Below are 22,833 nucleotides of genomic sequence, written 5' to 3' on the forward strand. Positions count from 1 at the left end.
GCGGCAAACGCTGGAGATCGAGGCCCGTTATCATCCGGTTAGGGTTAATGGCCGGTAAAGGCGGGCGGCCGAAGCGACGGCAACCGACAACAGGCGGCCGGTTCCGGTGCTTTAGCTGCCCGCGTGCGCGTAAAACCTGACAGGTGCTTACCGCAATATTAACGGCTGAGTTACCATATTTGTTTACGGTGTATACTAACTAAAATACCGGAGCAGGATGCATGTCCGTTCAATCCGCGGCCGCAGATGTCGACGTCGATCTCAGGCAGCTCTTCGCCAGCCTTGCGAGGAATTGGCTGCGCATTCTTGTCGTCGCGCTTGTCGTAACCGGCCTGGCGTTCGCGCTCACCTGGCTCGCCACGCCGCATTACCGGGCCGAAACCCGGCTTTTGATCGAAACGCGCGAATCGGTCTACACGCGCCCCGACGGCACCAATGACAACGACAAGCCTATACTCGACGAGGAAGGCGTGACCAGCCAGGTCGAGGTCATTTCCTCGACCGACATCCTCAAGCAGGTGGCGCAGAAGCTTGATTTGTCGCGGCTGCCCGAGTTCGACGAGACGGCAGATATGCCGGCGTTGAGCCGTCTGCTTGTCGTCGCCGGCCTGAAAAGCGACCCCAACGAGATTCCGCCGGAAGAACGCGTGCTGACGAAGATGCGTGAGAAGCTCAACGTCTATCGCGTTGAAAAATCTCGCGTTATCGTCATCGAATTCTCCTCGGAGGATCCCCGGCTCGCCGCCGCAATCCCGAACGCCATCGCCGACGCCTACATCTCCGTCCAGGGCAATGCCAATATCGAATCGAATTCTGCCGCAACCGACTGGCTGGCGCCGGAGATCGCCGACCTGTCGAAGCGGGTGAAGGATGCCGAGGCCAAGGTGGCAAGCTACCGCGCCCAGTCCGATCTTTTGATGGGCGGCAACAATTCGGTGCTCGCCACGCAACAGCTTTCCGAACTGTCCAGCGAATTGTCGCGGGTGCGGGCCAATCGCGCCTCGGCGGCAGCGACTGCCGACAGCGTGCGCAGGGCGCTGCAGAATGGCGGCTCGCTTGATGCGGTGCCGGAGGTGCTGTCGTCCGGACTGATCCAGCGGCTGCGCGAGCGGCAGGTCGAGCTCAAGACCAACATCGCCGACCTTTCCACCTCCTTGCTCGACAATCATCCGCGCATCCGGGCGCTGAGGTCGCAGCTTGCCGATCTCGACCGCCAGATCCGCAACGAGGCGGAAAAGATCATGACAGGGCTGATGACGCAGGCGCAGACCGCCCAGGCCCGCGAAAACCAGCTTGTCGCCGACGTCAACACGCTGAAGGCCGCATCGGCGCGCGCCGGCGACCAGCAGGTCGAACTGGACGCGCTGCAGCGCGAAGCGACCGCCCAGCGCCAGCTGCTCGAAACCTATCTGACCCGTTATCGTGAGGCGTCCTCGCGCAAGGACAGCAACTATCCGCCGGTCGACGCCCGTGTCTTTTCCCGCGCGGTGGCGCCGTCCCAACCCTATTATCCAAAAATCCTGCCGATCATCGGTGCGGCCTTCGTCGGCTCGCTGCTGGTCATGGCGATCGTGACGCTTCTGCAAGAGCTGTTTTCGGGTCGCGCCATGCGGCCGGCCGCCGGCGCCCGCTTCGAGCGGATCGAACAGGTCGCGATGCCGGTTGCCCACGAACCGCCCAATCACGAACCGTCCGATCACGAACCGCCCGATCACGAGCCACCCAATCAGGAACCGGCCGATATCGAAGACCTTGGGGATCGGACGGCGGAAGTCCAGGCAGAGCCGCAAGCGGCTGCCGCGGCGCCAGCAACTGGCCCGGCAACTGGTGACGACGTCGGGCCGGCGCGCCGCAGCCTTGGCGAGGTCGAAATCGACAAGGCGGTGGAGAAACTGATCACAAGCGGCGCGGCACGCGCCATATTCGTATCGCCGGAAGGCGACGAGGCGGCCGCCTCGGCGGTGCTGGTGGCGCGTGAGGTTTCCGACACCGGCCTGCGCGTGCTCCTGCTCGATCTCACCGCTTCGGGCGCCGCTTCGCGGCCGACGCTGGACAGCAGGCTTTTCCCGGGCATCACCGATCTGCTCGCCTCCGAAGCGCAGTTCAGCGACGTGATCCACGCCGATCTCTATTCGGACTGCCACGTCATTCCCGTCGGCAACGCCGATCCGGTTCGCGCCATGCGCGCCGCCGACCGGCTGCCGATCATCATGCAGTCGCTGACCACCGCCTACGATCTGGTCGTGGTCGAATGCGGACCCACCGACGCGCAAGGCATCGGCCGCCTTGTCGGCGAGGGCACAGAAGTCTTCCTGTCGCTGCTGGAGCCGAACGACGAGGTGGCGCAGGCCGCGGTCGAGCTGATCGAGAGCGGCTATCCCGACCTGACGCTGGTGACGCCGGTCGGCCATCAGACGCCAGGGACGCCGCTGCCCGGACGGCGCTCCGCCGCCTGAGACAGTTCGATAATTCTCTTGAACGTTGTCGACCAGAGTTTGCAGCCGTGGCGGCAATAGCGTGCTCTTGCCTTCTCCCCTTGTGAGGCATTCGCGCAGGTTGGCGCCGCCCCTCATCTGCCTGCCGGCATCTTCTCCCCGTATAGGGACGGGGAGAAGGGCGCCTGCGCAAAGGATTTCGCCAATATCCGGCGCTGCAAAAAACGCGCCGAGGGTGGGGCCAGCCCCTTCTCCCCGTTCACGGGGAGAAGATGCCGGCAGGCAGATGAGGGGCGGCGCCGACATCGACAGTTAATCTCAAGTGGTGCCAGCTGCATCGCGGGCTCAGCGTTCAGCTGTCGTCCTCTGCTGGCACAGCCTGTCCGGCCGTCTTGCGGCGCAGCATCTTGGTCAGCTTCCAGATCGTCGGGCTGTTCTTGACGAAGGCTTTCAGGCGCGCGCCTTGCCGCAGGACAAACACCAGCGCGCGGCCTTTTGCCGTCAGCGGAACCAGGACCTCGAAATGCCGGGTTTCGATATCGCACCACAGCCGCTTGTAGGGTTCGTCGCCGACCGAGAAATCATAGACATCGAACCCCTTCTCGCAGGCTTCCTCGATGTTGTCGAAGAACAGGAAGTCGCCGGGGCTGGCATGGGCGAGGTCGTCGTCGGCGATCGCTCCGAATTCGCAGATCAGGCGTTTTCCCGAGCGGCTCGATCCGGTGACAGCGCGAAGCTTGCCGGCGACTTCGAGCCCATGCAGCACGAAGGACGGCGTGTCGTCGCAGAGCGCTTCGACGAACAAGGCGCGGAAGAAAGCACGAACCTGTGGCTCGCCGAAGACGTTGGCGATGCCCATCTTGCGGAAGCGGAACTCCTTCATCTCGAAAAACCCATCGAGCAGCCTGTTCACCTCGTCCACCGTCCGGGCCTCGATGCGGCGGTGGCTGCCGACGGCCCCAAACTTGCGCGCCTGCGAGCGGTGCCTCTTGCGCCTGCGCTTGCCGCTGGCGCGGGAGAGCAGGGCATCAAAACCTCCCGCCAGGTCGACGGCCAGCGACAGGTTGGGGCTGGGAAAATGCGGGAGGGACAGAAGCGGATTGGCAACGCGGTCGAGATCGGGCAGCAGCCGTTCCAGCGAAACGAGGTCGATATCCGGCCGCGCCCTGGCGATCGCCGCCAGCATCGAGCGGATCGCCGCGCCATCCGCCCTGGTCAGCCAGAACGGGTCGGCGGCGGCGAAATTGCCGTTGGCATGGCGGCCGCCCATGAAACGGGCGACGCGTAACGGACCGCGGCTGGTGACTTCCAGCGCCAACCAAAAAACCGGCCGGCCGGCAGCGCTCAGCGTCGCCAAGACGGTATCCGCTTCGGCATGTCTGGCCCAGTTCAGGATCCAGGCCGGGCTCTGCGCCGGCGCGAACAGCGCCGAACCGCAGAACTCGGCATAGGCCACAAGTGCCGCACCGTCGGCGACCGACACCGACAGGCCGCCATGATCCGCAGGCACCGCGCGCGGCGCCGCCTGCATGGCCTCGAGCCGATTGCCGTCAAATGACGCGGTGGCGTCAACCATACCTCAATCCTTTAGGGCGTATTCACCGCGATTGGGGGCGCGCATAGGCGCATTCCGTGCTTGGATGAGCCTAGGCGCAAAAGGTGAATGAATGATCGACGGGGGCGAGGCAATCCGGAAACTGGCGCTCAACGTCGTGCGCTATACCGGTCTTGCCCCGCTGGCCAAGCCGTTCGTCGGCGGCATCGGAGCCATCCTGATGCTGCACCGGGTCACCGCCACGCCGGAAAAGCCTGATAGCGTCAACCGGCATCTCAACATCGCGCCTGAGTTCCTTGACGCTGTCATCGCCGACATGAAGGCGCACGGCTATGCATTCGTCACCCTGGACGAGGCGATCGAGCGCATCAAGGCCGGCGGCAAGGTTGGCCAGTTCGCGGCGATCACCGCCGACGACGCCTATCGCGACAACATGACCGAGGCGCTGCCGGTGCTGGAAAAGCACGGCGCGCCGATCACCATCTATGTCGCGCCGGGGCTGATAAACGGCGCCGCCGATCTATGGTGGGAGGTGGTCGAGGACATCGTCAGCGCGCGCAACCGGCTGGTTTTGACGACACCGAACGGTCCGGTGACGATCGACTGCTCGACCCCGGGCAAGAAAATCCAGGCCTTTGCGCGCCTGCACGATTATCTGACGCTGGAGGTCCGCGAGGAGGACCAGCGCGCGGTGCTGCGCGAATTGGCGCGGTCGAACGGTATCGAGTTGGGCGCGCGCCAGAGCCTGTTGATGAACTGGGACGAGATCCGCGCCATGGCAGGGCATCCGCTGGTGACGATCGGCGCGCACACCGTCAATCATCGCAATCTGAAGCGGCTTTCCGAAGCCGATGCGCGGCACGAGGTCGACGGCGTCAGGCGCATATTGCAGGCCGAACTCGGCGAGGCGCCGCGCCATTTCGCCTATCCCTATGGCTATGCCAGTGCCGTTGGCGACCGCGAAGTCGGCTTTGCCCGCGACGCCGGCTATGTCTCGGCGGTGACGACACGCCACGGCGTGTTGCGCGCCAAACATGCCGGCTTCCTGCACGCGCTGCCGCGTATTTCGGTCAACGGTCGCTATCAGAGCGTTGCCCATATCCGCACGATGCTGTCGGGCGTGACGACGCCGCTGGCCAACGCCGGCAAGATGCTCGTCACCATCTAGTGGTCTGACACTCCGGTGGACGGCAAACCCTTTGCGCACCATCCCTGATGGGAGGTCAAGGGAACGTCGTGACCTAGTCAAGTCGCCCGATGAGGCGAGATCGAACGTCTCGAACAGTATCCGAAAGCCGCCATTTGGCGGTCATCAAATCAATTAGGTCGTCCGCTTTTGGAAACTGCGAGGATTTCCGCCTAAGGTCGGGGCTGGCTGAAAGCTTTGCCCTCGCCACGAGCGCAGATAGGGCGTATGGTTACTGATCGCTGGTCGGGGCTTAGCGACGAGCCAGCAACTGAGAGCGTAATACTCCCGCCTTGAGACAGGGCGCGCTCCAAATAGCAGTTGTTCGGCGCGCTTCTGAGAATGTCCGCCTTTACCGGGATCTTTTACCAGATTCCGACCGCGATCATTATTTGCGGTTCGGAGAGCGAGCGTTCGATGCAGATCGTTCAAAATCGCCGCACGTTATTGGGGAGGCCTGAACTCGCGACTCCTCTCGACGATTTGAACCGCGAGCTGCAGATCTAAGCGAGCCGCAGCGCACTCAGTGCTTTTTCCAAGGAGGAGAGCACCATGCAGATCATGCTAAGCCGACGCCGCTTCCTGGCAAGCGCCACGTTGGCAGCCGCCGCGGGTCTGGTCGCCACACCGGAATCGTCCGCGGCCGAGGCACCGTTAGAAACAACCACCATCCGGCTGGTAAAGAACAGGGGCATCTGCCTTGCACCCCAATATGTTGCAGAGGAGCTGCTGCACTTGGAGGGATTCACCGACGTCCGCTATGTGGCCGCGGAACCAGGCTACGGTCAGTCGCAGAAGATGGCGCGTGGCGAAGTGGATTTCAGTCTGAATTTCGCTGCGCCGCTCGTTCTTGCGATCGATGCCGGTGACCCGATCACGATGCTGGCGGGCGTGCACCCCGGCTGCTTCGAACTGTTCGGAAACGAAAGCATTCGCGGCATCACGGACCTGAAGGGCAAGACCGTCGGCGTGCAGGGCCTTGGTTCAACGCCGTACATATTCGTCACCAGCATGGCCGCCTATGTCGGGCTTGACCCACAAAAGGACATCCGCTGGATCACCAGTCCATCCGTCAGGCCCATGGAGCTTTTCGTCAAAGGAAAGGTCGATGCGTTCCTCGGCTTTCCGCCGGAGCCTCAGGAGCTGCGCGCCCGCAGCATCGGCCATGTGGTCGTAAACAGCACTGTCGATCGTCCCTGGTCGCAGTACTTCTGCTGCATGCTAGCGGGCAATGCGGAGTTCGTTCGGAACAACCCTGTCGCCAGCAAGCGCGTCTTGCGCGCCATTCTCAAGGCGGCTGACCTCTGCGTCGCAGAGCCGCAGCGCGTCGCGCGACAGATCGTCGATAACGGGTTCACCGCCAACTATGACTATGCCCTGCAGACGATGAATGAAGTGCCTTATGGCAAGTGGCGCGAATACGAGCCCGAGGACACCGTACGGTTTTACGCCTTGCGCCTGCATGAGGCCGGCATGATCAAGACGAGCCCCCACCAGATTATCGCCAACGGAACGGACTGGCGCTTCCTCAACGAGTTGAAGCGCGAGTTGAAGACGTGAGCGGGGGGCGGGCACGTATTCTGTTGCTGGCGGCGCTATTTTCCTGGCCAGTGCAGGCGCACGACGCGCCGCAGGATCAGCGCCTGCCGGTGATCGGGCCGGCGCCGGATTTTAACCTGATATCGCAGGACGGCGCGCGCGTGTCGCTTCGCGACTTTCGCGGCAAGGTGGTCGCGGTCACTTTCATCTATGCTTCCTGCACTGACATCTGCCCGATGCTCACCGCCAACATGACGAACGTGCAGGACAAGCTAGGTTTTGCGTTCGGGCCCAGGGTTGCCTTCGTTTCGATCACCGTCGATCCGGAGCACGATACGCCCGAAGTGCTGAAGCAGTATGCACAGGACTTCGGCGCTGATCTGGACGGTTGGGAGTTTCTTACCGGCGATCCGACGATCATCCGAGAGGTCGGACGCAAGTACGGCATGTTCGCGAGGAAGGTGGCGGAGGGAAACGTCGATCACACATTCCTGACGTCGCTCATAGACCCGATTGGCACCTTGCGCGTACAATATCTCGGCGTCCGGTTCGACTTGGAGGAGTTCCGGGGTGACCTTCTCAGCCTCTTGGATGAATCCAAATAACATCACAAACCGGCTGGTGGGCTGCGTTGCGCGGCTGCCGGCCCGCGTCCAGACCAAGCTGCTGATCGCGTTTCTGTCGATAGTCGGCCTGCTGATCGTGCTCGGGGCCGTCGGGTTGCAGGTGTTGAGCGGGGTCAACGATCAAACGAACGAGTTGATCAAGCTGCAGCGCCGGATCGCAGCCTACCGCCAGGTTCAGCACGACACGACGAACCAACTCTACAGCATCTCGACTGCACTTTTGCTTCAGGACGACCGGATGCTGGATGCAGCGCTGCGCCAGCTCAACCAGTTTGGCTACGACCTCGACCGCATGGAGTTCGTCGCCGAAAGTGAGGTGCAAGTGCTCGGCCAGGTCCGGCAAGAGTACGACCAATTTACGGCCGACGTGACGCATGTCGTGGAGCTCTTCCGTGCCGGCCGTACGGAGGAGGCGCGTACGGTTCAGCAGGCTGAGATCATGCCCTCAGCCGACCGCCTCGAGCGGCTGACCAACCAACTGGTCAACACGGCCGAAGCCGACATGGTGGCGGCAATCGAAACGACCGAGGGGGCGTACGGAACTTCCCGACTGATCGTGGTCTCTTTTGCGGTGGGCAGTATTCTGCTGGCGCTGGGGCTTGGCTACATCATTTCCTGGTCATTGATCGAGCCGGTCAAAAAGATCGAGACGCGATTGCGCCAGATCGCGGCCGGCGATTTTGCTCAACAGGTTGCCGTCGCCAATCGAGACGAGCTTGGAGTGCTTGCCGGCAATGTCAACCAGACCTCCGAGCAGCTGGGGCGGCTTTACCAGGAGGTGCAGGCGCGCACGGCAGAGCTTGCGCGATCGGTCGACGAACTGGAGGCACTCGGGGAAGTCAGCAAGGCGGTCAATTCGACGCTCGATCTCGACACGGTGCTGCAGACGATCGTGGCGAAGGCGGTTCAACTCTCGGACACGGATGCGGGCGCTATCTATGTGTTCAGCAGCACCAGGCAACAATTCCGCCCGCGCGCGACTTATGGGATGAGCGACGAGCTCATTGCCGCAATTTCCGACCAGGCCATCGGGCGGAACGATCCGGGGATTGGCGACGCCGCACGGCGCCGCGCACCTGTCCAGGTACCCGATCTCAGCGAAGGAACGCCCTCTCCCGCTCAGAAGATCGTCCTCGACGCCGGATATCGCAGCGTCCTGGTGGTTCCGCTGCTCAGGCCGAACAAGCTCGTCGGCGCGCTCGTCGTCAGGCGCCGCAAGTCAGGTGAATTCGACCAGCAAATCGTTCATCTGCTGGAGACGTTCGCAGCGCAATCGGTGCTCGCAATCCAGAATGCCAAGCTGTTCCGCGAGATAGAGGAAAAAGGCCGGGAGCTGGAGGCAGCCAGCCGCCATAAGTCCCAATTCCTCGCGAATATGAGCCACGAACTCAGGACGCCGCTCAATTCAGTTCTGGGCTTCACCGAATTGCTGGTCGACGGCATTTACGGCGAGCTCCCGGACAGGGCAAAAACGACGGTTGCGCGCGTGCAGGCAAACGGCCGTCATCTCCTGGGGCTCATCAACGATGTGCTCGATCTCTCAAAGATCGAAGCGGGCCAGCTCACGCTGGCGCTGGAGGATTATTCCGTTGGGCAAATTGTTCGATCGACCATTACAGCTGTGGAGCCGCTGGCGCGTTCAAAAGGGCTTTCGCTCGCTGCGACCGTCGGCGAAAATCTTCCGCTGGGCCGCGGGGACGAACGCCGCCTGACCCAGGTCCTGCTCAATCTTGCCGGCAATGCCGTCAAGTTCACCGAGACGGGCGCGATCGACATTCTCGCCGACGCGGTCGACGGGCACTTCGAGATCACAGTGCGCGACACCGGCCCCGGCATTGCACCCACAGACCAGGGGCTCATCTTCGATGAATTCCAGCAGGTCGATAGCAGCAGCACCAGGCAGAAGGGTGGCACGGGTCTCGGCCTGGCGATCTCGAAGCGTATCGTGGAAATGCATGGTGGAACCATAGGCGTCGAGTCCGTGCCGGGTACAGGCGCGACATTCCGCATCAAAATACCGATCCGAGTGGGAGAGGATGTGAAGGCAGCATGAGCAAGCGACTCCTGATGGTGGAAGACACCGAGGACAACCGGCAGATCATACGCGATCTCATCGCCACCACCGAATACGAGCTGATCGAGGCCGCGGACGGTGCAGCCGGTGTCGCTGCCGCGGCAGCGCAGAAACCCGACTTGATCCTCATGGATATTCAGCTTCCGGTGATCGACGGGTACGAAGCTGCTCGCCGCATAAAAGCTGACCCGGCGCTACGGCACATTCCGATAATCGCCGTCACCTCCTACGCATTGTCGGGCGATGAGGCGAAAGCCCTCGCGGCAGGGTGTGATGGCTACATTGCCAAGCCGTTCAGTCCGCGCCAGCTGCTTGCCAAGATACGCGAGCTGCTTTCCTAAGGAGACAGGGCATTGCACGATCCGCCTCGCATTCTCGCCGTCGACGACACCCCGGAAAATCTCGAAATCCTGCGTATGCGCCTCGAGGCGAACGGCTACGAAGTGGTGACAGCTGCGGACGGTGAAGAGGGGCTTGCGAAGGTGCGCAGCCTCAGGCCGGACCTCATCCTCCTCGACATCATGATGCCGAAGCTCGACGGGATAAGCGTCGTGCGGATGCTCAAGGCAGACGTTTCGCTGCGCTCGATCCCGGTTATCCTGGTCACCGCAAAGGCCGATACGCGGGATGTAGTCGAGGGATTGGATGCCGGTGGCGACGACTATCTAACTAAGCCGTTCGACCACAGGGCCCTGGTGGCGCGGGTGCGGTCGATGCTGCGCCAGAAGGCGCTTTACGATACCGTAGAGAGCCAGACGCGACTCCTCGAAGACCAGGCAGCGCAATTGGCTGCATGGAATCGCTCCCTGGAGCAAACAGTGGCGGAGCAGGTTGCGGAGATCGAGCGGATGGGCCGGCTCCGACGGTTTCTGCCCGCGCAGGTCGCCGACCTTATTGTTGCAGCGGGGAATGGCGACGCGCTTCTTCAAAGCCACCGTCGCGAGGTGACCGTCGTTTTCTGCGATCTGCGCGGCTTTACAGCCTTCGCCGAGACTGCCGAGCCCGAGGAGGTAATGACGGTGCTTGGCGAGTATCATTCCTGTCTTGGCGAACAAATCGTCCGTCACGACGGGACTTTGGAGCGGTTCGTGGGCGACGGCATCGTTGTGGTTTTCAATGATCCGCTACCCTGTGCCGATCACACCGAGAGGGCTGTCTCAATGGCCGCGGCGATGCGTGACGCAATTGACGAGCATTCGGAGCGATGGCGCAAACGGGACTACTTGCTAGGCTTCGGAATCGGCATCGCCCGGGGCCACGCCACCATCGGGCGGATCGGTTTCGATCAGCGCGCGGACTATGCGGTGATCGGCACTGTGTCGAACCACGCGGCCCGATTGTGCGAGGGGGCCAGGTCTCGCCAGATTCTCGTCAGCCAACGGGTTCTTGGTGCCGTCGAATCATTGGTCGAATCCGTTCCAGTTGGCGAACTGACGCTGAAGGGGTTTCGCCGCCCTATGCTGGCTTACGAAATTGTCCGGTGGCTTGGCCGGTCAAGTTAGGGACGAACGCAGCCCGACTCGCGGGCGGACCGAACGACGGCATGAAGTGACCGCAACGGTGGAAAGCAGTCGTTCCGTCGGCAGCAAGCGAACGGCAACTCTTGGCACCGCCTGTGCTCCCGGAAAGGACTTGCGCCGTTCCTTATCGACCAGGGCGTAGTGCATGGCGGCTATTTCCCGAGGGCTTCCAGCGTGTCAGCGACGAAGCTCCAGCCGTCCTGCGTGACCACGAATTCCTGCGCGCTCTCGTCGACCGTCAGGTAGCCCTTCTTGACGAGCGCACCCGCGACCCAGACGTCCGGCCGGAAATAGGTCCCGTGCATCTCGATGCCGCGCAGCGGGATGCGTCCGCCGGAGAAGACGAGGTAAGCCATGAACAGCGCCCGCGTACGCGGCGTGTCCCTCTTCGAATCATTGTTGTCTTGACCCCAGTTGCCGTAGTCGGCGAGGTCCTCGTAGGGGAATTGGTTGAAACTCTTCGCCGAAGAGGGGTTGCCGTCGATGGCGACCGCCAGCGCGTCGATGATCCTCTTCGCAGTGTCCTTCTCGATGTCCAGCATGCCTTGCCACCCGTTGTCGCTGTCGCCGCCGGCGGCGAGTCTCGATGTAGCACAACATGGAGGCATTCCGAATGCTGACCTTCTCCGCAAAGGCTGTGTGCGTCACGCGCGCCTCGCCCGAACGCTCAGCCACCGGTCATCGGGCTTTCCGATGCACCGACGTACCTCGCTGACGATCCAGCCGGCGTCTGTGAGGGCGGACCGCAGGGCAGACTCGCGCCAGTACGTCTCGACGTAGCGCCGAGGCGCTGCAGCGCTGCCGTGTGTGGACACATCCTCGCCATCGCCCTCTCTAACCGAGGCGTGCAGTCGGCCACCGGGCCGGGTCGCCTCGGCAAGCCGTCCAAGCACCGTGCCGAAATCCTCGCGCGCGACGTGAATCAGGCAGGCACAGGCCCAGATCCCGTCGTACGGCGTGCCGGGACGCTGCGGGTCGGCCAAGTCTTCGATCAGCGGGTCCAACAGGTCGGCCTCGAAGCCACTCTCGCGAAGCAGTTCGACGAAACCCTTCGAAATGTCGGTGCGCCGGACGCTAATCCCCCGCTTCTCAAGCTCAAGTGCATCTCGCCCGCCACCGCTTCCGATCTCCAGCACCCTGCCAGAGCCACCCAGCTCGGTCACGAACGCATCGATCTCGGTCGCGACCCATTCGGGCATCGCCGCGGCCTCGGCAGCGTACTCCGCCGCGACCGTATCATAGGCCCGCACGGTATCCCGGTCGGTGCTCATCCTGGCGCTCCTCCTTCAAGACAAGAGGCATGATGAGCGAGGAGGCCCATCAGCCCATTGCGCCGCCTCCGGAACTTGGTGACATCGCGGGCGATTTGCTTCCCAGCTTTAGCAGAAATGCGATCAGAGACACTACCGACCGATTGCCCATGGCTGGCGGCCGGCAATGCGCCTATGTCGGCCAATCGAATTGCGCAAACGGATTGCTGAAAGCAGTCGCGCGACGGACATTTTCTACGGCTTCGTCACGCGCAGTATCCACTCTCAATTGCCTCCGCGCGCCCCCATCGCGTCTTGGTGGTCACCAAATCTTCACCGCGCGGATCGCGGCAAGTTTGACCGGATCGGAAATGTCCTCAGCGAGCTTATCCACCCACGCCTGGGAGTAGGTATAGTCGCCATGTGCCGCATGATAGAGGCAGTAGTCCTTGTTCGTGTTCTCTGGGTTCTTCGCGTTCGTCATCGGACGCGCCTTGTAGTGCCGCCAAGCTTTCGCATGGTCATTGTTAGTGAAAGGCACTCCAGACATCTCGGCCACCAGCGGAAAGACTTTCCCTGCCTTGAAGGGGTACATCTCGTCGGCCGCCTTGAGGTATCCGAGCACATTGTGGATTTCCTTTCCCTCGGCCGAATCGGGCTTGAAGAACTGGAAGTGCGTTTTGCTCTTGGCCGCATTGTCGAGCGTATAAATCACCCGGAATTGAAACTCGATGTTGGCCATTTTCTCAGCCGTGAGGCCCTCCATCAGGTGAGCGTCGACCGCTGCAATACCCTCCGGGATCTCGTACTGATTAAGGAACGACGCCTGCTCGATGTTGAGGCGGGCGAACTGCAGCGCAAACGACAGATCGTGTGCGAGCGTCAGTTGCGCCCCGAAGAGGTCGCACATGGCCTTGTCGAAGTTTAGGCAGTTTGCTTGGAATAGGGGCATCCACAGAAGATCGGCCTTCCCGAGCAGGTGGTGCTCAACCTTGTCACGCAGCTTCTTCATAACACGAAGGTTGTCCCGCATCCCATCTGACAGCGGGCAGTCCTGACGTTCGAACATCTGGCTGAGTAGCAGCGAGTTTCCGTCGCCAGCCACGATCGCAACGTCCTGCCGATCGTAGTGCTCGTGGAGAAGGTAGGTCCACGCAATGTTTGAGAGGACGCAGAACACTTCGGCTTTGAACTTGAGTGCTGCGCTGTTGAATATCTGGACCGCGAGGACCATCGCCTCACGAGCTCGAATGAGCCGTTCGTCATCGTACCGGTTGAGACCGGTCTGCGGATCGAACGCCTTCTTGTGAAGCATGAAGAAGTCCACCTCTGCTTCCGTGGCGGCTTGTTGGTTGGGGTCCTGCTTCACCGCAGATATGCGGGCGAAGTTGACCGACTTCTTACGGTTCCCGTTGATCGAGGCTTGTACGTCCTGGTTTGCCCATCCTTTGTGGAGGAGCGCTTTCGCTACGCGCTTCTCTTGGACGGTAAGCGTTGCCCCCTTGCCAGCCACTGCGTCCTCCTTGCGATATATACACCCGGTATTCCCCGGCTGAGCGTTTCGCGCTATCTCTGCCAATCACCGCGCTTGCTCGTCGTGCAAAGGGCTGGATGGGCAAGTAGGCCGCAACGATCCTCGATGTGCCGAACGAAGACGAGACGGTTGAAGGCGGCGATTGGGGCGATGAAGCCGCCGGCAGCCCCGCTGACCGAATTTTGTGGGCTATCAGGGGACGCTATCTTCTGCATTACTGATCACTCTTCCCCACAATAAATGCTGAAGAGCTTCCGAAAAAAGCGATCGTAAGCCGGATTACGCGGGTCGCGCCGCACCGACGCTCGTAAGCAGAGTAACTTCTGTCCATCAACGCGTCGGCGTCCCTGTCCGTACCCTTTCGTACATCTCTCACCCCATACTTCGCCAACGACTGTTAGTCTTTGAGCGTTTCTCGCGACGTCGAGTTGCGAATAGCACCAGAGTTGCGCCCATACGTTCGGCCAGAGATTTCTCGTAATTGGTAGCCTAGAATTCTTAATTTCAACGATGATAACTTCGGACTTGCGATTGTTGATGTATAGTAAGTCTGGAGAGGCTCTTAGTGAATGGCCATTCACGTGCAGTTGAGCTATTTCAAGATGGTTGGGCTGCTCTCGGTCCCGTAGGTGCAGGCCATTGTACAACAACGTCCAATCTGACCTGATGCTGCGCAAAAAATTGTTGTCGATACAACTTGTTGTGATCCTCCTCCGTTCCCAAACCTCCTCTTCTATCGCTTTCCCGTGTTCACGATCTTCGTCGCTTCCATTAGCTGCGCTATAAAGGGAGTAGATCCACTGCGCAAACGCGGACGCGGTTGGCTGGGGCGCGACCGGCGGCATCGATCTCGCTCGACTAAGGAATTCCGATGGCACAAGCTTGAATGCAGGTGGTGATTCTGCTGGGGGGCCGCCGAACAACGAGGTGCTTTGCGTAAGTGGGTCCGTGACCAACTCGGAGCCAAAGAGTACGGTGGCCCACTCCTCTGCCGCAAGTTTGTTTTGAAGCTGGGCCTTCGGCCAGAACGCTATCACTTTCTTACTTGGGTAACTCCAACCGCCAAAGTGTCCGTCATGCACTTGCGCAAAAGATTGTAGGCGCTCTTGCCACATGGTTACGGTTGCGGCTGTCGGCTCCATCTTCCTCGAGGCCGTAACCCACCAATCGTCGTCTGCCCCCCTGCTAATATGAGTTTCGAAGCCTTCGCGCTGAGCAGTAGCGGCGAACATCTCCGCTAACGCAGTAATATCCGCAGGAGGATCCGCAGGAGGATCCGCATAACTGCTATTATAAAACCTAAACGAGAAATCAATCTGTCTTAATGACCCTAGCTCGGCCCAGTCGTCTTCCAACTCTGACAGCTTTCGCGCATTTTTTTCCAACGGCGACATCGCCGGCTCTGATCGAAACCGCGCCCTTTCGAACGTAACCATAATTCACCGTCGACCAATTGAGACATCTACGTAGCGGTTGTAGTTTACATCGAAGTTAGACCACTGCTTAAAAAGCAATTTTGTCATCCATGTCGCCGGACTGGAACGTTCCGACCAACCCTCGGCTCTCGTCGCTGACCTTGCTGTCCAAAAGGGTCAGTTTGCCCCGGACGGGACGCAGCACTGCTTGTGCTCGTTGATGTTCAGGCTGCTTCCTTTCATTCGCGCCATTGAGATACGCTGATGATGGTCGCTCTGAGCGTATTCACCAGTCTCTGTCTCGCGAAGCTGGGGTGTACGCGCTCGCGGAGGCTCGGGTCGCCGGGAAGAAAGGTGCCCATGCCCTCAGTCTCGCTATGTCTGATCCTCGCGTCAAATCGCGAACAGCAGGCCGACCGCTTGGGGCCCAAACGGGACGTCTGAGTAGCGGTTCGGCAATGACCGGAGCCGCCGGCGCGTTCCGATTGGCGACGCGGAAGGCAGAAAACCACCCTGAGTTTCCTCGGGCGTCAGGCTTTCACCGCGGCGGCGAGCGAGCCTCAGTTCTTCGGCCGCGGCGGCTCCAGGATCAGCCATTTGATGATGCCCATGGCCGGCAGCACCCAGAGCATGCCGCTGAGCAGGAAGAACAGGAAATGCGCCCACGGTCCCGATTCCGCCAGTTGCGCAACCGCCACGATCGATGCGACCAGCGCATAGACGATGACCAGCGCCACCAGCAGGATTGTTCCGATCAGCTTTTTCAGGCGAATGGGCATTTCGCGATCCGGTTGATCCCTATCGCTTAGGCCCAACGGAAGAGGCACGCAACAGCCAAGAAGTGGCGCGACGGCGTGCCGCGCTGTCCGGTCTTGCCAGTTGGATTGCGATGGTTCACCAATCCGCGACTGCAACACGCCGGGACAAGACCATGGCTGCCATATCAGCTGCCGCGCCTTTCGCGGCCCGTGACCGCGACCTGCGCAACCGGGCGCTGGTGCGCGGCTGGCTCTACGTCGTGCTCCTGGTGCTGTTTGTGCTGGTGCTGGTCGGCGGCGCCACCAGGCTCACCGAATCCGGGCTTTCGATCACCGTATGGAAGCCGATCCACGGCATCATCCCGCCGCTCAACGACGCCGAATGGCAGGAGGAATTCCAGCGATACCAGCAGATCCCGCAATATGCCGAACTCAACAAGGGCATGAGCATCGAAGCGTTCAAGTCGATCTTCTGGTGGGAATGGCTGCACAGGATGCTGGCGCGCGGTGTCGGCTTGGTTTTTGCCGTGCCGCTGGTGTTTTTCTGGGCGACGCGCCGCATCGAACGCGGTCTTGGTCCGAAATTATTGGGCATTCTTCTTCTCGGCGGCCTGCAGGGCGCGATCGGCTGGTGGATGGTGGCGTCCGGGCTGGTCGACCGCGTCTCCGTCAGCCAGTACCGGCTGGCGACGCATCTGACGCTGGCCGCACTGATCTTCACCGCGACCATGGTGGTCGCGCGTGGGTTGGCGCCGCATTCCGAGCCCGCCGCTGGCCGTTCGACGCAGCGTCTGGCCGGCTTTCTGGTGCTGCTGGCGCTGATCCAGATCTATCTCGGCGGGCTGGTCGCCGGGCTCGATGCCGGCCTGAGCTACAACACCTGGCCGCTGATGGACGGCAAACTCATCCCAGGCGACCTGTTGATCCTCGAGCCGGCCTGGCGCAATTTCTTCGAGAGCCCGAAGACGGTCCAGTTCATCCACCGGCTCGGCGCCTACGCTATTTTCGTCGCAGCACTTTGGCACATGATCGCGACGCACCGGCGCCAGCCCGGCACCACCCATGCGCGCCGCGCGACGCTGCTGTTTGTGCTGGTGCTGCTGCAGGCCCTGATCGGCATCGGCACGCTGCTGATGCAGGTGCCGCTGCACATGGCGCTGATGCATCAGGCTTTCGCGCTTGTTCTGCTGGGCTTTGCCGCAGCGCATTGGCGCGGCACCAAGGGCGCTTATCCCATGCCCAACCAGATCGCCGTCAGAGGCTGAGCCGCACCGTCCTGATATCAGTGGCAATGGACAATTCGCGGCTTTCCTCGACCGCATTGCCGTCTTCGTGATGCCATGACGCCGACAGGCAGCCATAGGCGATGGCGTGATCCAGAATGGCTGGCGGCGTCTGGCCGAGCGTTCTGGCGAAAATCTCGGCCATGTCGGCAATCCGCCGGGGATCACGGCAAAGGTCGTCGCGGTCGAGCGGATTGTAGAACATGTTCGCCGCGTCGAAGCCGGGATCGCCGAGAACGCCCTTCGGGTCGATCGCCAGCCAGCCGCGCGCTCCCAGCATGATGTTGTCGTGATGCAGGTCGCCATGCAGCGGCAGCACCTCGACAGGATTGGCCAACAGCCGTTCCGTGGTCGCAGCCGCTTCGACGTAGAGGCTCTTTTCGCCGGCGTCGCGATCGATCCTCGCCTTGTTGAACAGGCTGGAAAACCGTACCCGCAGCGGCTGAAGATCTGGTGGGGCAGGGTGGTCGGATGGCGAGAACAGTCTTGCCATCACTTCGGCCGTGATTGCTGTAGCGGCATTGTCGCCCTGCTCGGCGAGAACCTGTGACAGCAAGGTTTTGCCGGCATATTCGAGCAGCATGCAGTGGCCGTCGCGGCCGAGCAGCCGCACCGCGCCTTCGCCGCGCCGCCAGGCGAGGAAATGGGCGCCGCGCAACTCGTCTTCGACGTCGTCGAAGGCTTTGAGGGCCTTGACGATCGCCGGCGAGCCGTCCTCGCGAACAACCTTCCAGATGCGGCTGCTGAACGTCTCGGCAATCAGTTCTGGCGCGCTGACCTTCCAGCTTCCTGGGAATGCCGGAGCGTCCATTCAGTGCTTGAGGCCGAGCATCAGATCCATGTTCTGCACGGCAGCACCCGAGGCGCCCTTGCCGAGATTGTCGTAGACGGCGAACAGCAGCGCCTGGGCCCTGTCGTCGTTGGCGAAGACATGGAGCATCATCCGGTTGGTGCCATTGTAGGTTTCCGGATCGATATCCGGCACGCGCTCCAGATGGGAATAGGGCGCCACCTCGACCACGCCGCCATCGATGGCGGCGAAATGGTCGGCGATCGCCGCATGAAGCTCGGCGCCGGTCGGCACATAGTCGAGGCCGCCGAGTTGCAGCGGCACCACGGTGATCATGCCTTGCGCGAAATTGCCGACCGCCGGCTGCATGATCGGGTCATGTGACAGCTTCGCATAGGTCCTGAGCTCCGGCACATGCTTGTGCTGCAGGGTCAGCCCGTAGGGCAGGAATTCCGAGGCATCCTCGCCCTTGGCGACATAGTCCTCGATCATCGGCCGGCCGCCGCCCGAATAGCCGGTAATGCCGTTGACGGTGACCGGAAAATCCGCCGGCAACAGCCCGGCCGCCACCAGCGGCCTCAGTGTCGCGATCGGGCCTTGCGGCCAGCAGCCTGGATTGGTGACGCGCTTCGCCGAAGCGATCTTGCCCGCCTGAGCCTTGTCCATTTCGGCAAAACCATATTCCCAACCCTCTGCCACGCGATGCGCGGTCGAGGCGTCGATAACCCTTGTCGTGTCGTTGCTGATCAGCGAGACGCTTTCTTTCGCGGCTGCGTCCGGCAGGCACAGGATCGCGACATCGGCGGCGTTGAGGAACTCGGCTCTGGCTGCCGGTTCCTTGCGGCGCTCGGTCGGAATCGAGATGATCTCCAGGTCGCCGCGCTCGGCAAGCAGCGCCCTGATCTGGAGACCGGTCGTGCCGTGCTCGCCGTCGATGAAGATTTTCGGTTTCATTTGCCTGCCTGAATTCCCTGATAGTTCGAAATTATATGCCACTTGCCTGGTTCAATCCGGCAACAATGTGATTGCCGTTGTTCAGCTCTTCGAGCCGGGCCTTTCGTTCCGCCAGCAGCCCGAGATAGTGCATGGCCACCGTCGACCCGGCAATTGCCGTTATATCGGCGTGATCATAGGCCGGCGCAACCTCCACGACATCGGCGCCGACGATGTCGAGCTGATTGATCTGGCGCAGCACCGACAGGATCTTTGCCGAGGACGGCCCGCCGGCGACCGGTGTGCCGGTGCCGGGCGCGAAGGCCGGGTCGAGGCAATCGATGTCGAAGGTGACGTAGGCCTTCTTGCCGCCGGTGCGGTCGACGATGGCATAGGCGATATCGGACGCGCGCATGTCCTCGATTTCGTGGCCGTACAGGATCTTGATGCCGAAGGTGTCGGGCGCATGGGTGCGGATGCCGATCTGGATCGAACGGTCGGGATCGATAATCCCCTCCTTGACCGCACGGCCGACGAAGGAGCCGTGATCGATGCGCTTGCCGTCGTCCGGCCAAGTGTCCTGGTGGGCGTCGAACTGCACCAGGGCCAGCGGACCGTGGATGGCGGCATGCGCCTTGAGTAGCGGCCAGGTGACGAAATGGTCGCCGCCGAGCGATAGCAGGAAGGCGCCGGATTTCAGGATCTTTGCCGCCTCGCGCTCGATCGTCCCCGGCGTCTTCTGGTGGTTGCCGCTGTCAAGCAGGCAATCGCCATAGTCGACCACGGCGAGATGTTCGAACAGATCGCGCGAGAACGGGTATTGCGGGTCGTTGTCGAGGATGGTCGAGGCGCGGCGAATCGCCTGCGGTCCGAAACGCGCGCCCGGCCGGTTGGTGACGGCGGCGTCGAAGGGGATGCCCCACACCACCGCGTCCGCGCCCTTCACGTCCTTCGAGTATTTGCGTCGCATGAACGACAGCGCGCCGGCATAGGTCGGCTCGAAGGACGCACCCGTCCTGGCCCGGGCGGTGAAGGCGTGGTCGATGTTGGTGTTCGGCATGAAGCGGTCTCCTGTGCGTCGAGCGCCACCTTATTGGATATAATTCCAGGAAATGCGACCCCTTCCGAGGGCCATGGCCGTTCGAACTCAGTCACAACTTCTTGCTTGCCAGATGAGCCCGCATGGCCAACCCGGAATTTGCTATGCATGAATACAACCGACAGTAGCCAGCCGTCCTTGCGCGGGATGGTTTTCAGCCGGGGAACGCAGCAGATTTCAGCACGCCAGGCCGGCCACCGACCGCCAGGACGGCGGTACTTGATCTCGGCAAGTTGATTGCGTCGTTCGAATTGAAGAACAGCCGCTTCAGCCGGCATTGACCTGACTTTCCGGCATTTGCGAAGCCGGCTTCGTTCACTGGGCTGTCACGCGCGTCGCTTATCCGGGTTTGCATCCGGTAGGAGCGATTCTCATGCGAACGACCTGGCTGAAACTTGTGCTTGCCGCCGCCTCGGTGCTGTTCACTGGCTCGGCATTGGCTGGCGAAACACGCGCCAGGCAGATTCTTGACCGTTTCGAACACGCCAACCAATGGCGCGACCATGTCATGGTGGCGGCACACCGCGCCGGCAGCCTGCAGGCCCGCAAGACGCTGTTTGCGGAGAACTCGATCGCCGCCCTCGAGGCATCGATCGCGCTTGGCGCCGAAATCGTCGAGGTCGATGTCAGGCGCTCGCAGGACGGCCAGTTCGTCGTCATGCATGACAGCTGGCTCGACCGCACGACGAACTGCAAGGGCGAGGTGGTCAAGCGCACGCTGGCCGAACTCAAAACCTGCAGGCTGGTGATCGAAGGCACCGGCGCCGTCACCGACGAGCCGGTTTCTACGCTGCGCGAGATGCTGATGGCGACCAGGGACAGAATCCTCGTCAACATCGACAACAAGCTCGACGTCGACAGCCTGGCCGGCATGATCGCGGTGGCGCGTGACCTTGGCATGGCCGAACAGGTGATCGTCAAGGAGAACCTGTGGAACCCGGCCAGGATCACCACTGTCAAGGCAGCCATGGGCGCGATCGGCAGCGGTTTCCAATTCATGCCGATCATTGCCGACGACGCGGTTCGCGACGCCGGTTTTGCCGAGAAGGTCAGCGGCGCCTTTTCGCCGCGCGCGGTCGAGATGATCAACTGGCGGGACGGCGCCGAGACGCTGACCGAGACCGGCGGTCCGCTGTTCAGCCCGCGCATGCGCGCCGCGGCGATAAGGGGCGACTGGCACATCTGGGCCAATACCTACGCCATCGTCAACAAGCCGGGCGGCTTCCTTGCCGGCGGTCGCGGCGATGAACTGGCGGTGTTCGCCAGCCTGCCGCGCGAGACCTACGGCTTCTGGGCCGAGCGCGGCGCCACCATCATCCAGACCGACGAGCCGAAAGCGGCGATCGACTGGCTGGCGGCAAACGGCTACCGCGTGCCATATTCTGATGAGGCGCGCCCGGCGGAGCCGGCGAATACGGCGAGCATCAACTAGTTCCTCTGCACCGTGGATTTGGTTCTTTGACCGGCGGTCGCGCTGCCGGCCGGCCTGCAGCCGCCATCTCTGACGCTGGGGATTAGCCACAGGCCACCATGCCTTCGTCATCCCAGGGCGGAGCAAGGAGCGAAGCGACGCGCTGCAGACCCTGGGATCCATTCCGTGACATCCGCCGAAGAATGCAGCGGCTCAGAATAAAAGCGCTCTGTAGCGATCCTTCGCGCCCCCCTCTGCCCTGCCGGGCACATCTCCCCCACTTGGGGGGAGATCGGCGTTCATCAATGATTTCGCCAACCACCAACCTTGCAAAAAGGGCGCTGTCCGCGAAGCTGCCAATCTCCCCCCTTGTGGGGGAGATGTGCCCGGCAGGGCAGAGGGGGGCGCTGTCCCGCCAGCCTGTCGATCATGGCGAGATTGGCTCGTTGCCGCTTTCGCCAATCCTCATACCGCCATCGCCACGCCGTCCAACTCCCTCGCGGCATCCTCCGGCAGTTCAAGTTCGGCCGCGGCAAGATTCTCCCGCAAATGCGCAACGGAAGACGTGCCGGGGATGAGCAGGATATTGGGCGCGCGACCGAGCAGCCAGGCGAGCGCGACCTGCATCGGCGTGGCGCCCAGGCGCTGAGCGACGCCGGACAGGGTAGACGACTGCAGCGGGTTGAAGCCGCCGAGCGGAAAGAACGGCACATAGGCGATACCGTCGCGGGCGAGTTGGTCGATCAAGGCATCGTCGCCCCGGTGCGCCAGATTGTATTGGTTCTGCACGCAGACGATCCTGGCGATCCGTCGCGCCTCTTCGATCTGCGCCGGCGTGACATTGCTGAGCCCGATATGACGCGCCAGGCCCTGTCGCTGAAGCTCGGCCAGCACAGTGAGCGGCGCCTCGATCGAGCCTTCGGCCGGGCCATGCGCGTCGAACATGATCCTGAGATTGACGACGTCCAGCACGTCGAGCCCGAGATTGCGCAGATTGTCGTGCACCGCCTCCGTCAGCGCTTCGGGCGAGAAGGCCGGGAGCCATGATCCGTCTTCGCCGCGCCGGGCGCCGATCTTGGTGACAATGACGAGGTCGTCGCGATAGGGCGCGAGCGCCTCGCGGATGAGCAGATTGGTAACGTGCGGGCCGTAGAAATCGCTGGTGTCTATGTGATTGACCCCGCGCGCAACAGCTTCGCGCAGCACGGCCAATGCCGCGCCATGGTTCTTGGGCGGACCAAAGGCGCCGGGTCCTGCGAGCTGCATGGCGCCGTAGCCGAGCCGCTTCACAGTGCGGTCGCCGAGAGTGAACGTGCCGGAAAGGTCAATGCTGGACATGGTCTATCTCCGTTCAGGTTGAGATAGGCGCTGTCCGATCTCACGATAATTGGGTACATTCCGCACGGGCTGTACGGAATGTCGAAC

Annotated in this window: 20 protein-coding genes; 10 read left to right on the forward strand and 10 right to left on the reverse strand. The window is 62.0% G+C overall.

The window, feature by feature from the left end; all coding sequences use genetic code 11:
* The first annotated feature begins 221 nt into the window (after window positions 1-221).
* Window positions 222-2,456, forward strand: coding sequence for a GumC family protein (locus AC0L2B_RS21755; RefSeq protein WP_473746764.1), 2,235 nt, complete (start codon window positions 222-224; stop codon window positions 2,454-2,456).
* A gap of 331 nt (window positions 2,457-2,787) precedes the next feature.
* Here AC0L2B_RS21755 and AC0L2B_RS21760 read toward each other — a convergent pair whose 3' ends face one another.
* The gene (locus tag AC0L2B_RS21760) at window positions 2,788-4,011 is read right to left on the reverse strand and encodes a GNAT family N-acetyltransferase (protein ID WP_473746765.1); all 1,224 of its coding nucleotides are present in this window, start codon (window positions 4,009-4,011) and stop codon (window positions 2,788-2,790) included.
* A 91-nt stretch (window positions 4,012-4,102) separates the two neighbouring features.
* Here AC0L2B_RS21760 and AC0L2B_RS21765 point away from each other — a divergent pair, with 91 nt between their 5' ends.
* The 7 genes from AC0L2B_RS21765 to AC0L2B_RS21795 all read left to right on the forward strand — a co-directional run bounded on the left by AC0L2B_RS21765 (window position 4,103) and on the right by AC0L2B_RS21795 (window position 10,917).
* Window positions 4,103-5,158 (forward strand): polysaccharide deacetylase family protein, encoded by a 1,056-nt coding sequence (locus AC0L2B_RS21765; protein ID WP_473746766.1) that lies wholly within the window; start codon window positions 4,103-4,105, stop codon window positions 5,156-5,158.
* Between the two features lie 360 nt (window positions 5,159-5,518).
* Window positions 5,519-5,683, forward strand: a complete 165-nt coding sequence (locus AC0L2B_RS21770; RefSeq protein ID WP_473746767.1) for a hypothetical protein — start codon at window positions 5,519-5,521, stop codon at window positions 5,681-5,683.
* Window positions 5,684-5,728: 45 nt separating this feature from the next.
* Window positions 5,729-6,736 (forward strand): ABC transporter substrate-binding protein, encoded by a 1,008-nt coding sequence (locus AC0L2B_RS21775; protein WP_473746768.1) that lies wholly within the window; start codon window positions 5,729-5,731, stop codon window positions 6,734-6,736.
* Between the two features lie 23 nt (window positions 6,737-6,759).
* The gene (locus AC0L2B_RS21780) at window positions 6,760-7,320 is read left to right on the forward strand and encodes an SCO family protein (protein WP_473746769.1); all 561 of its coding nucleotides are present in this window, start codon (window positions 6,760-6,762) and stop codon (window positions 7,318-7,320) included.
* Window positions 7,286-9,394 (forward strand): sensor histidine kinase, encoded by a 2,109-nt coding sequence (locus tag AC0L2B_RS21785; protein ID WP_473746770.1) that lies wholly within the window; start codon window positions 7,286-7,288, stop codon window positions 9,392-9,394. The genes AC0L2B_RS21780 and AC0L2B_RS21785 overlap by 35 nt, the downstream gene beginning before the upstream one ends.
* On the forward strand, window positions 9,391-9,756 hold the full coding sequence (locus AC0L2B_RS21790; protein ID WP_027155295.1) for a response regulator: 366 nt from the start codon (window positions 9,391-9,393) through the stop codon (window positions 9,754-9,756). Before AC0L2B_RS21785 ends, AC0L2B_RS21790 begins: the two co-directional genes overlap by 4 nt.
* Before the next feature lie 12 nt (window positions 9,757-9,768).
* Complete coding sequence (locus AC0L2B_RS21795; RefSeq protein ID WP_473746771.1) at window positions 9,769-10,917, forward strand: adenylate/guanylate cyclase domain-containing protein; 1,149 nt, start codon at window positions 9,769-9,771, stop codon at window positions 10,915-10,917.
* A gap of 170 nt (window positions 10,918-11,087) precedes the next feature.
* Here the strand turns inward: AC0L2B_RS21795 and AC0L2B_RS21800 are convergent, their stop codons facing one another.
* The 5 genes from AC0L2B_RS21800 to AC0L2B_RS21820 all read right to left on the reverse strand — a co-directional run bounded on the left by AC0L2B_RS21800 (window position 11,088) and on the right by AC0L2B_RS21820 (window position 15,913).
* Window positions 11,088-11,477, reverse strand: a complete 390-nt coding sequence (locus AC0L2B_RS21800; protein ID WP_473746772.1) for a hypothetical protein — start codon at window positions 11,475-11,477, stop codon at window positions 11,088-11,090.
* Between the two features lie 102 nt (window positions 11,478-11,579).
* Window positions 11,580-12,206 carry a class I SAM-dependent methyltransferase gene (locus tag AC0L2B_RS21805; RefSeq protein ID WP_473746773.1) on the reverse strand — a complete coding sequence of 209 codons (627 nt, stop codon included), beginning with the start codon at window positions 12,204-12,206 and terminating at the stop codon, window positions 11,580-11,582.
* Between the two features lie 301 nt (window positions 12,207-12,507).
* Window positions 12,508-13,698, reverse strand: coding sequence for a DUF3644 domain-containing protein (locus AC0L2B_RS21810; RefSeq protein ID WP_473746774.1), 1,191 nt, complete (start codon window positions 13,696-13,698; stop codon window positions 12,508-12,510).
* A gap of 242 nt (window positions 13,699-13,940) precedes the next feature.
* Window positions 13,941-15,155: a ribonuclease E inhibitor RraB gene (locus AC0L2B_RS21815; RefSeq protein ID WP_473746775.1), complete on the reverse strand. Its 1,215-nt coding sequence runs from the start codon at window positions 15,153-15,155 to the stop codon at window positions 13,941-13,943.
* A 539-nt stretch (window positions 15,156-15,694) separates the two neighbouring features.
* The gene (locus AC0L2B_RS21820) at window positions 15,695-15,913 is read right to left on the reverse strand and encodes a DUF2842 domain-containing protein (RefSeq protein WP_023798362.1); all 219 of its coding nucleotides are present in this window, start codon (window positions 15,911-15,913) and stop codon (window positions 15,695-15,697) included.
* A 152-nt stretch (window positions 15,914-16,065) separates the two neighbouring features.
* On the opposite strand from AC0L2B_RS21820, the gene AC0L2B_RS21825 reads away from it, so the two are divergent.
* On the forward strand, window positions 16,066-17,157 hold the full coding sequence (locus tag AC0L2B_RS21825; protein WP_473746776.1) for a COX15/CtaA family protein: 1,092 nt from the start codon (window positions 16,066-16,068) through the stop codon (window positions 17,155-17,157).
* Here AC0L2B_RS21825 and AC0L2B_RS21830 read toward each other — a convergent pair.
* The 3 genes from AC0L2B_RS21830 to speB are packed head-to-tail and all read right to left on the reverse strand — an operon-like array spanning window position 17,147 to window position 19,958.
* Window positions 17,147-17,986: an aminoglycoside phosphotransferase family protein gene (locus AC0L2B_RS21830; RefSeq protein ID WP_473746777.1), complete on the reverse strand. Its 840-nt coding sequence runs from the start codon at window positions 17,984-17,986 to the stop codon at window positions 17,147-17,149. The genes AC0L2B_RS21825 and AC0L2B_RS21830 overlap by 11 nt on opposite strands.
* A complete protein-coding gene (gene argC / locus AC0L2B_RS21835) occupies window positions 17,987-18,919 on the reverse strand; it encodes an N-acetyl-gamma-glutamyl-phosphate reductase (protein ID WP_287054916.1) in 933 nt (310 codons plus the stop codon). It lies immediately after the preceding gene.
* 31 nt (window positions 18,920-18,950) lie between these two features.
* A complete protein-coding gene (gene speB, locus AC0L2B_RS21840; protein WP_236378085.1) occupies window positions 18,951-19,958 on the reverse strand; it encodes an agmatinase in 1,008 nt (335 codons plus the stop codon).
* Window positions 19,959-20,370: 412 nt separating this feature from the next.
* Here speB and AC0L2B_RS21845 point away from each other — a divergent pair, with 412 nt between their 5' ends.
* The gene (locus tag AC0L2B_RS21845; RefSeq protein ID WP_473746778.1) at window positions 20,371-21,429 is read left to right on the forward strand and encodes a glycerophosphodiester phosphodiesterase family protein; all 1,059 of its coding nucleotides are present in this window, start codon (window positions 20,371-20,373) and stop codon (window positions 21,427-21,429) included.
* A 444-nt stretch (window positions 21,430-21,873) separates the two neighbouring features.
* On the opposite strand, the gene AC0L2B_RS21850 is transcribed toward AC0L2B_RS21845, so the two are convergent.
* Window positions 21,874-22,746, reverse strand: a complete 873-nt coding sequence (locus tag AC0L2B_RS21850) for an aldo/keto reductase family oxidoreductase (RefSeq protein ID WP_473746779.1) — start codon at window positions 22,744-22,746, stop codon at window positions 21,874-21,876.
* Window positions 22,747-22,833: the final 87 nt, after the last annotated feature.

Source organism: Mesorhizobium sp. WSM4815 (assembly GCF_055811575.1).

Coding starts and splice junctions, on each gene's coding strand:
- AC0L2B_RS21755 (WP_473746764.1), top strand. CDS start 222: ATGTCCGTTCAATCCGCGGCCGCAGATGTCGACGTCGATCTCAGGCAG.
- AC0L2B_RS21760 (WP_473746765.1), bottom strand. CDS start 4,011: ATGGTTGACGCCACCGCGTCATTTGACGGCAATCGGCTCGAGGCCATG.
- AC0L2B_RS21765 (WP_473746766.1), top strand. CDS start 4,103: ATGATCGACGGGGGCGAGGCAATCCGGAAACTGGCGCTCAACGTCGTG.
- AC0L2B_RS21770 (WP_473746767.1), top strand. CDS start 5,519: ATGTCCGCCTTTACCGGGATCTTTTACCAGATTCCGACCGCGATCATT.
- AC0L2B_RS21775 (WP_473746768.1), top strand. CDS start 5,729: ATGCAGATCATGCTAAGCCGACGCCGCTTCCTGGCAAGCGCCACGTTG.
- AC0L2B_RS21790 (WP_027155295.1), top strand. CDS start 9,391: ATGAGCAAGCGACTCCTGATGGTGGAAGACACCGAGGACAACCGGCAG.
- AC0L2B_RS21800 (WP_473746772.1), bottom strand. CDS start 11,477: ATGCTGGACATCGAGAAGGACACTGCGAAGAGGATCATCGACGCGCTG.
- AC0L2B_RS21805 (WP_473746773.1), bottom strand. CDS start 12,206: ATGAGCACCGACCGGGATACCGTGCGGGCCTATGATACGGTCGCGGCG.
- AC0L2B_RS21815 (WP_473746775.1), bottom strand. CDS start 15,155: ATGGTTACGTTCGAAAGGGCGCGGTTTCGATCAGAGCCGGCGATGTCG.
- AC0L2B_RS21820 (WP_023798362.1), bottom strand. CDS start 15,913: ATGCCCATTCGCCTGAAAAAGCTGATCGGAACAATCCTGCTGGTGGCG.
- AC0L2B_RS21825 (WP_473746776.1), top strand. CDS start 16,066: ATGGCTGCCATATCAGCTGCCGCGCCTTTCGCGGCCCGTGACCGCGAC.
- AC0L2B_RS21830 (WP_473746777.1), bottom strand. CDS start 17,986: ATGGACGCTCCGGCATTCCCAGGAAGCTGGAAGGTCAGCGCGCCAGAA.
- argC (WP_287054916.1), bottom strand. CDS start 18,919: ATGAAACCGAAAATCTTCATCGACGGCGAGCACGGCACGACCGGTCTC.
- speB (WP_236378085.1), bottom strand. CDS start 19,958: ATGCCGAACACCAACATCGACCACGCCTTCACCGCCCGGGCCAGGACG.
- AC0L2B_RS21845 (WP_473746778.1), top strand. CDS start 20,371: ATGCGAACGACCTGGCTGAAACTTGTGCTTGCCGCCGCCTCGGTGCTG.
- AC0L2B_RS21850 (WP_473746779.1), bottom strand. CDS start 22,746: ATGTCCAGCATTGACCTTTCCGGCACGTTCACTCTCGGCGACCGCACT.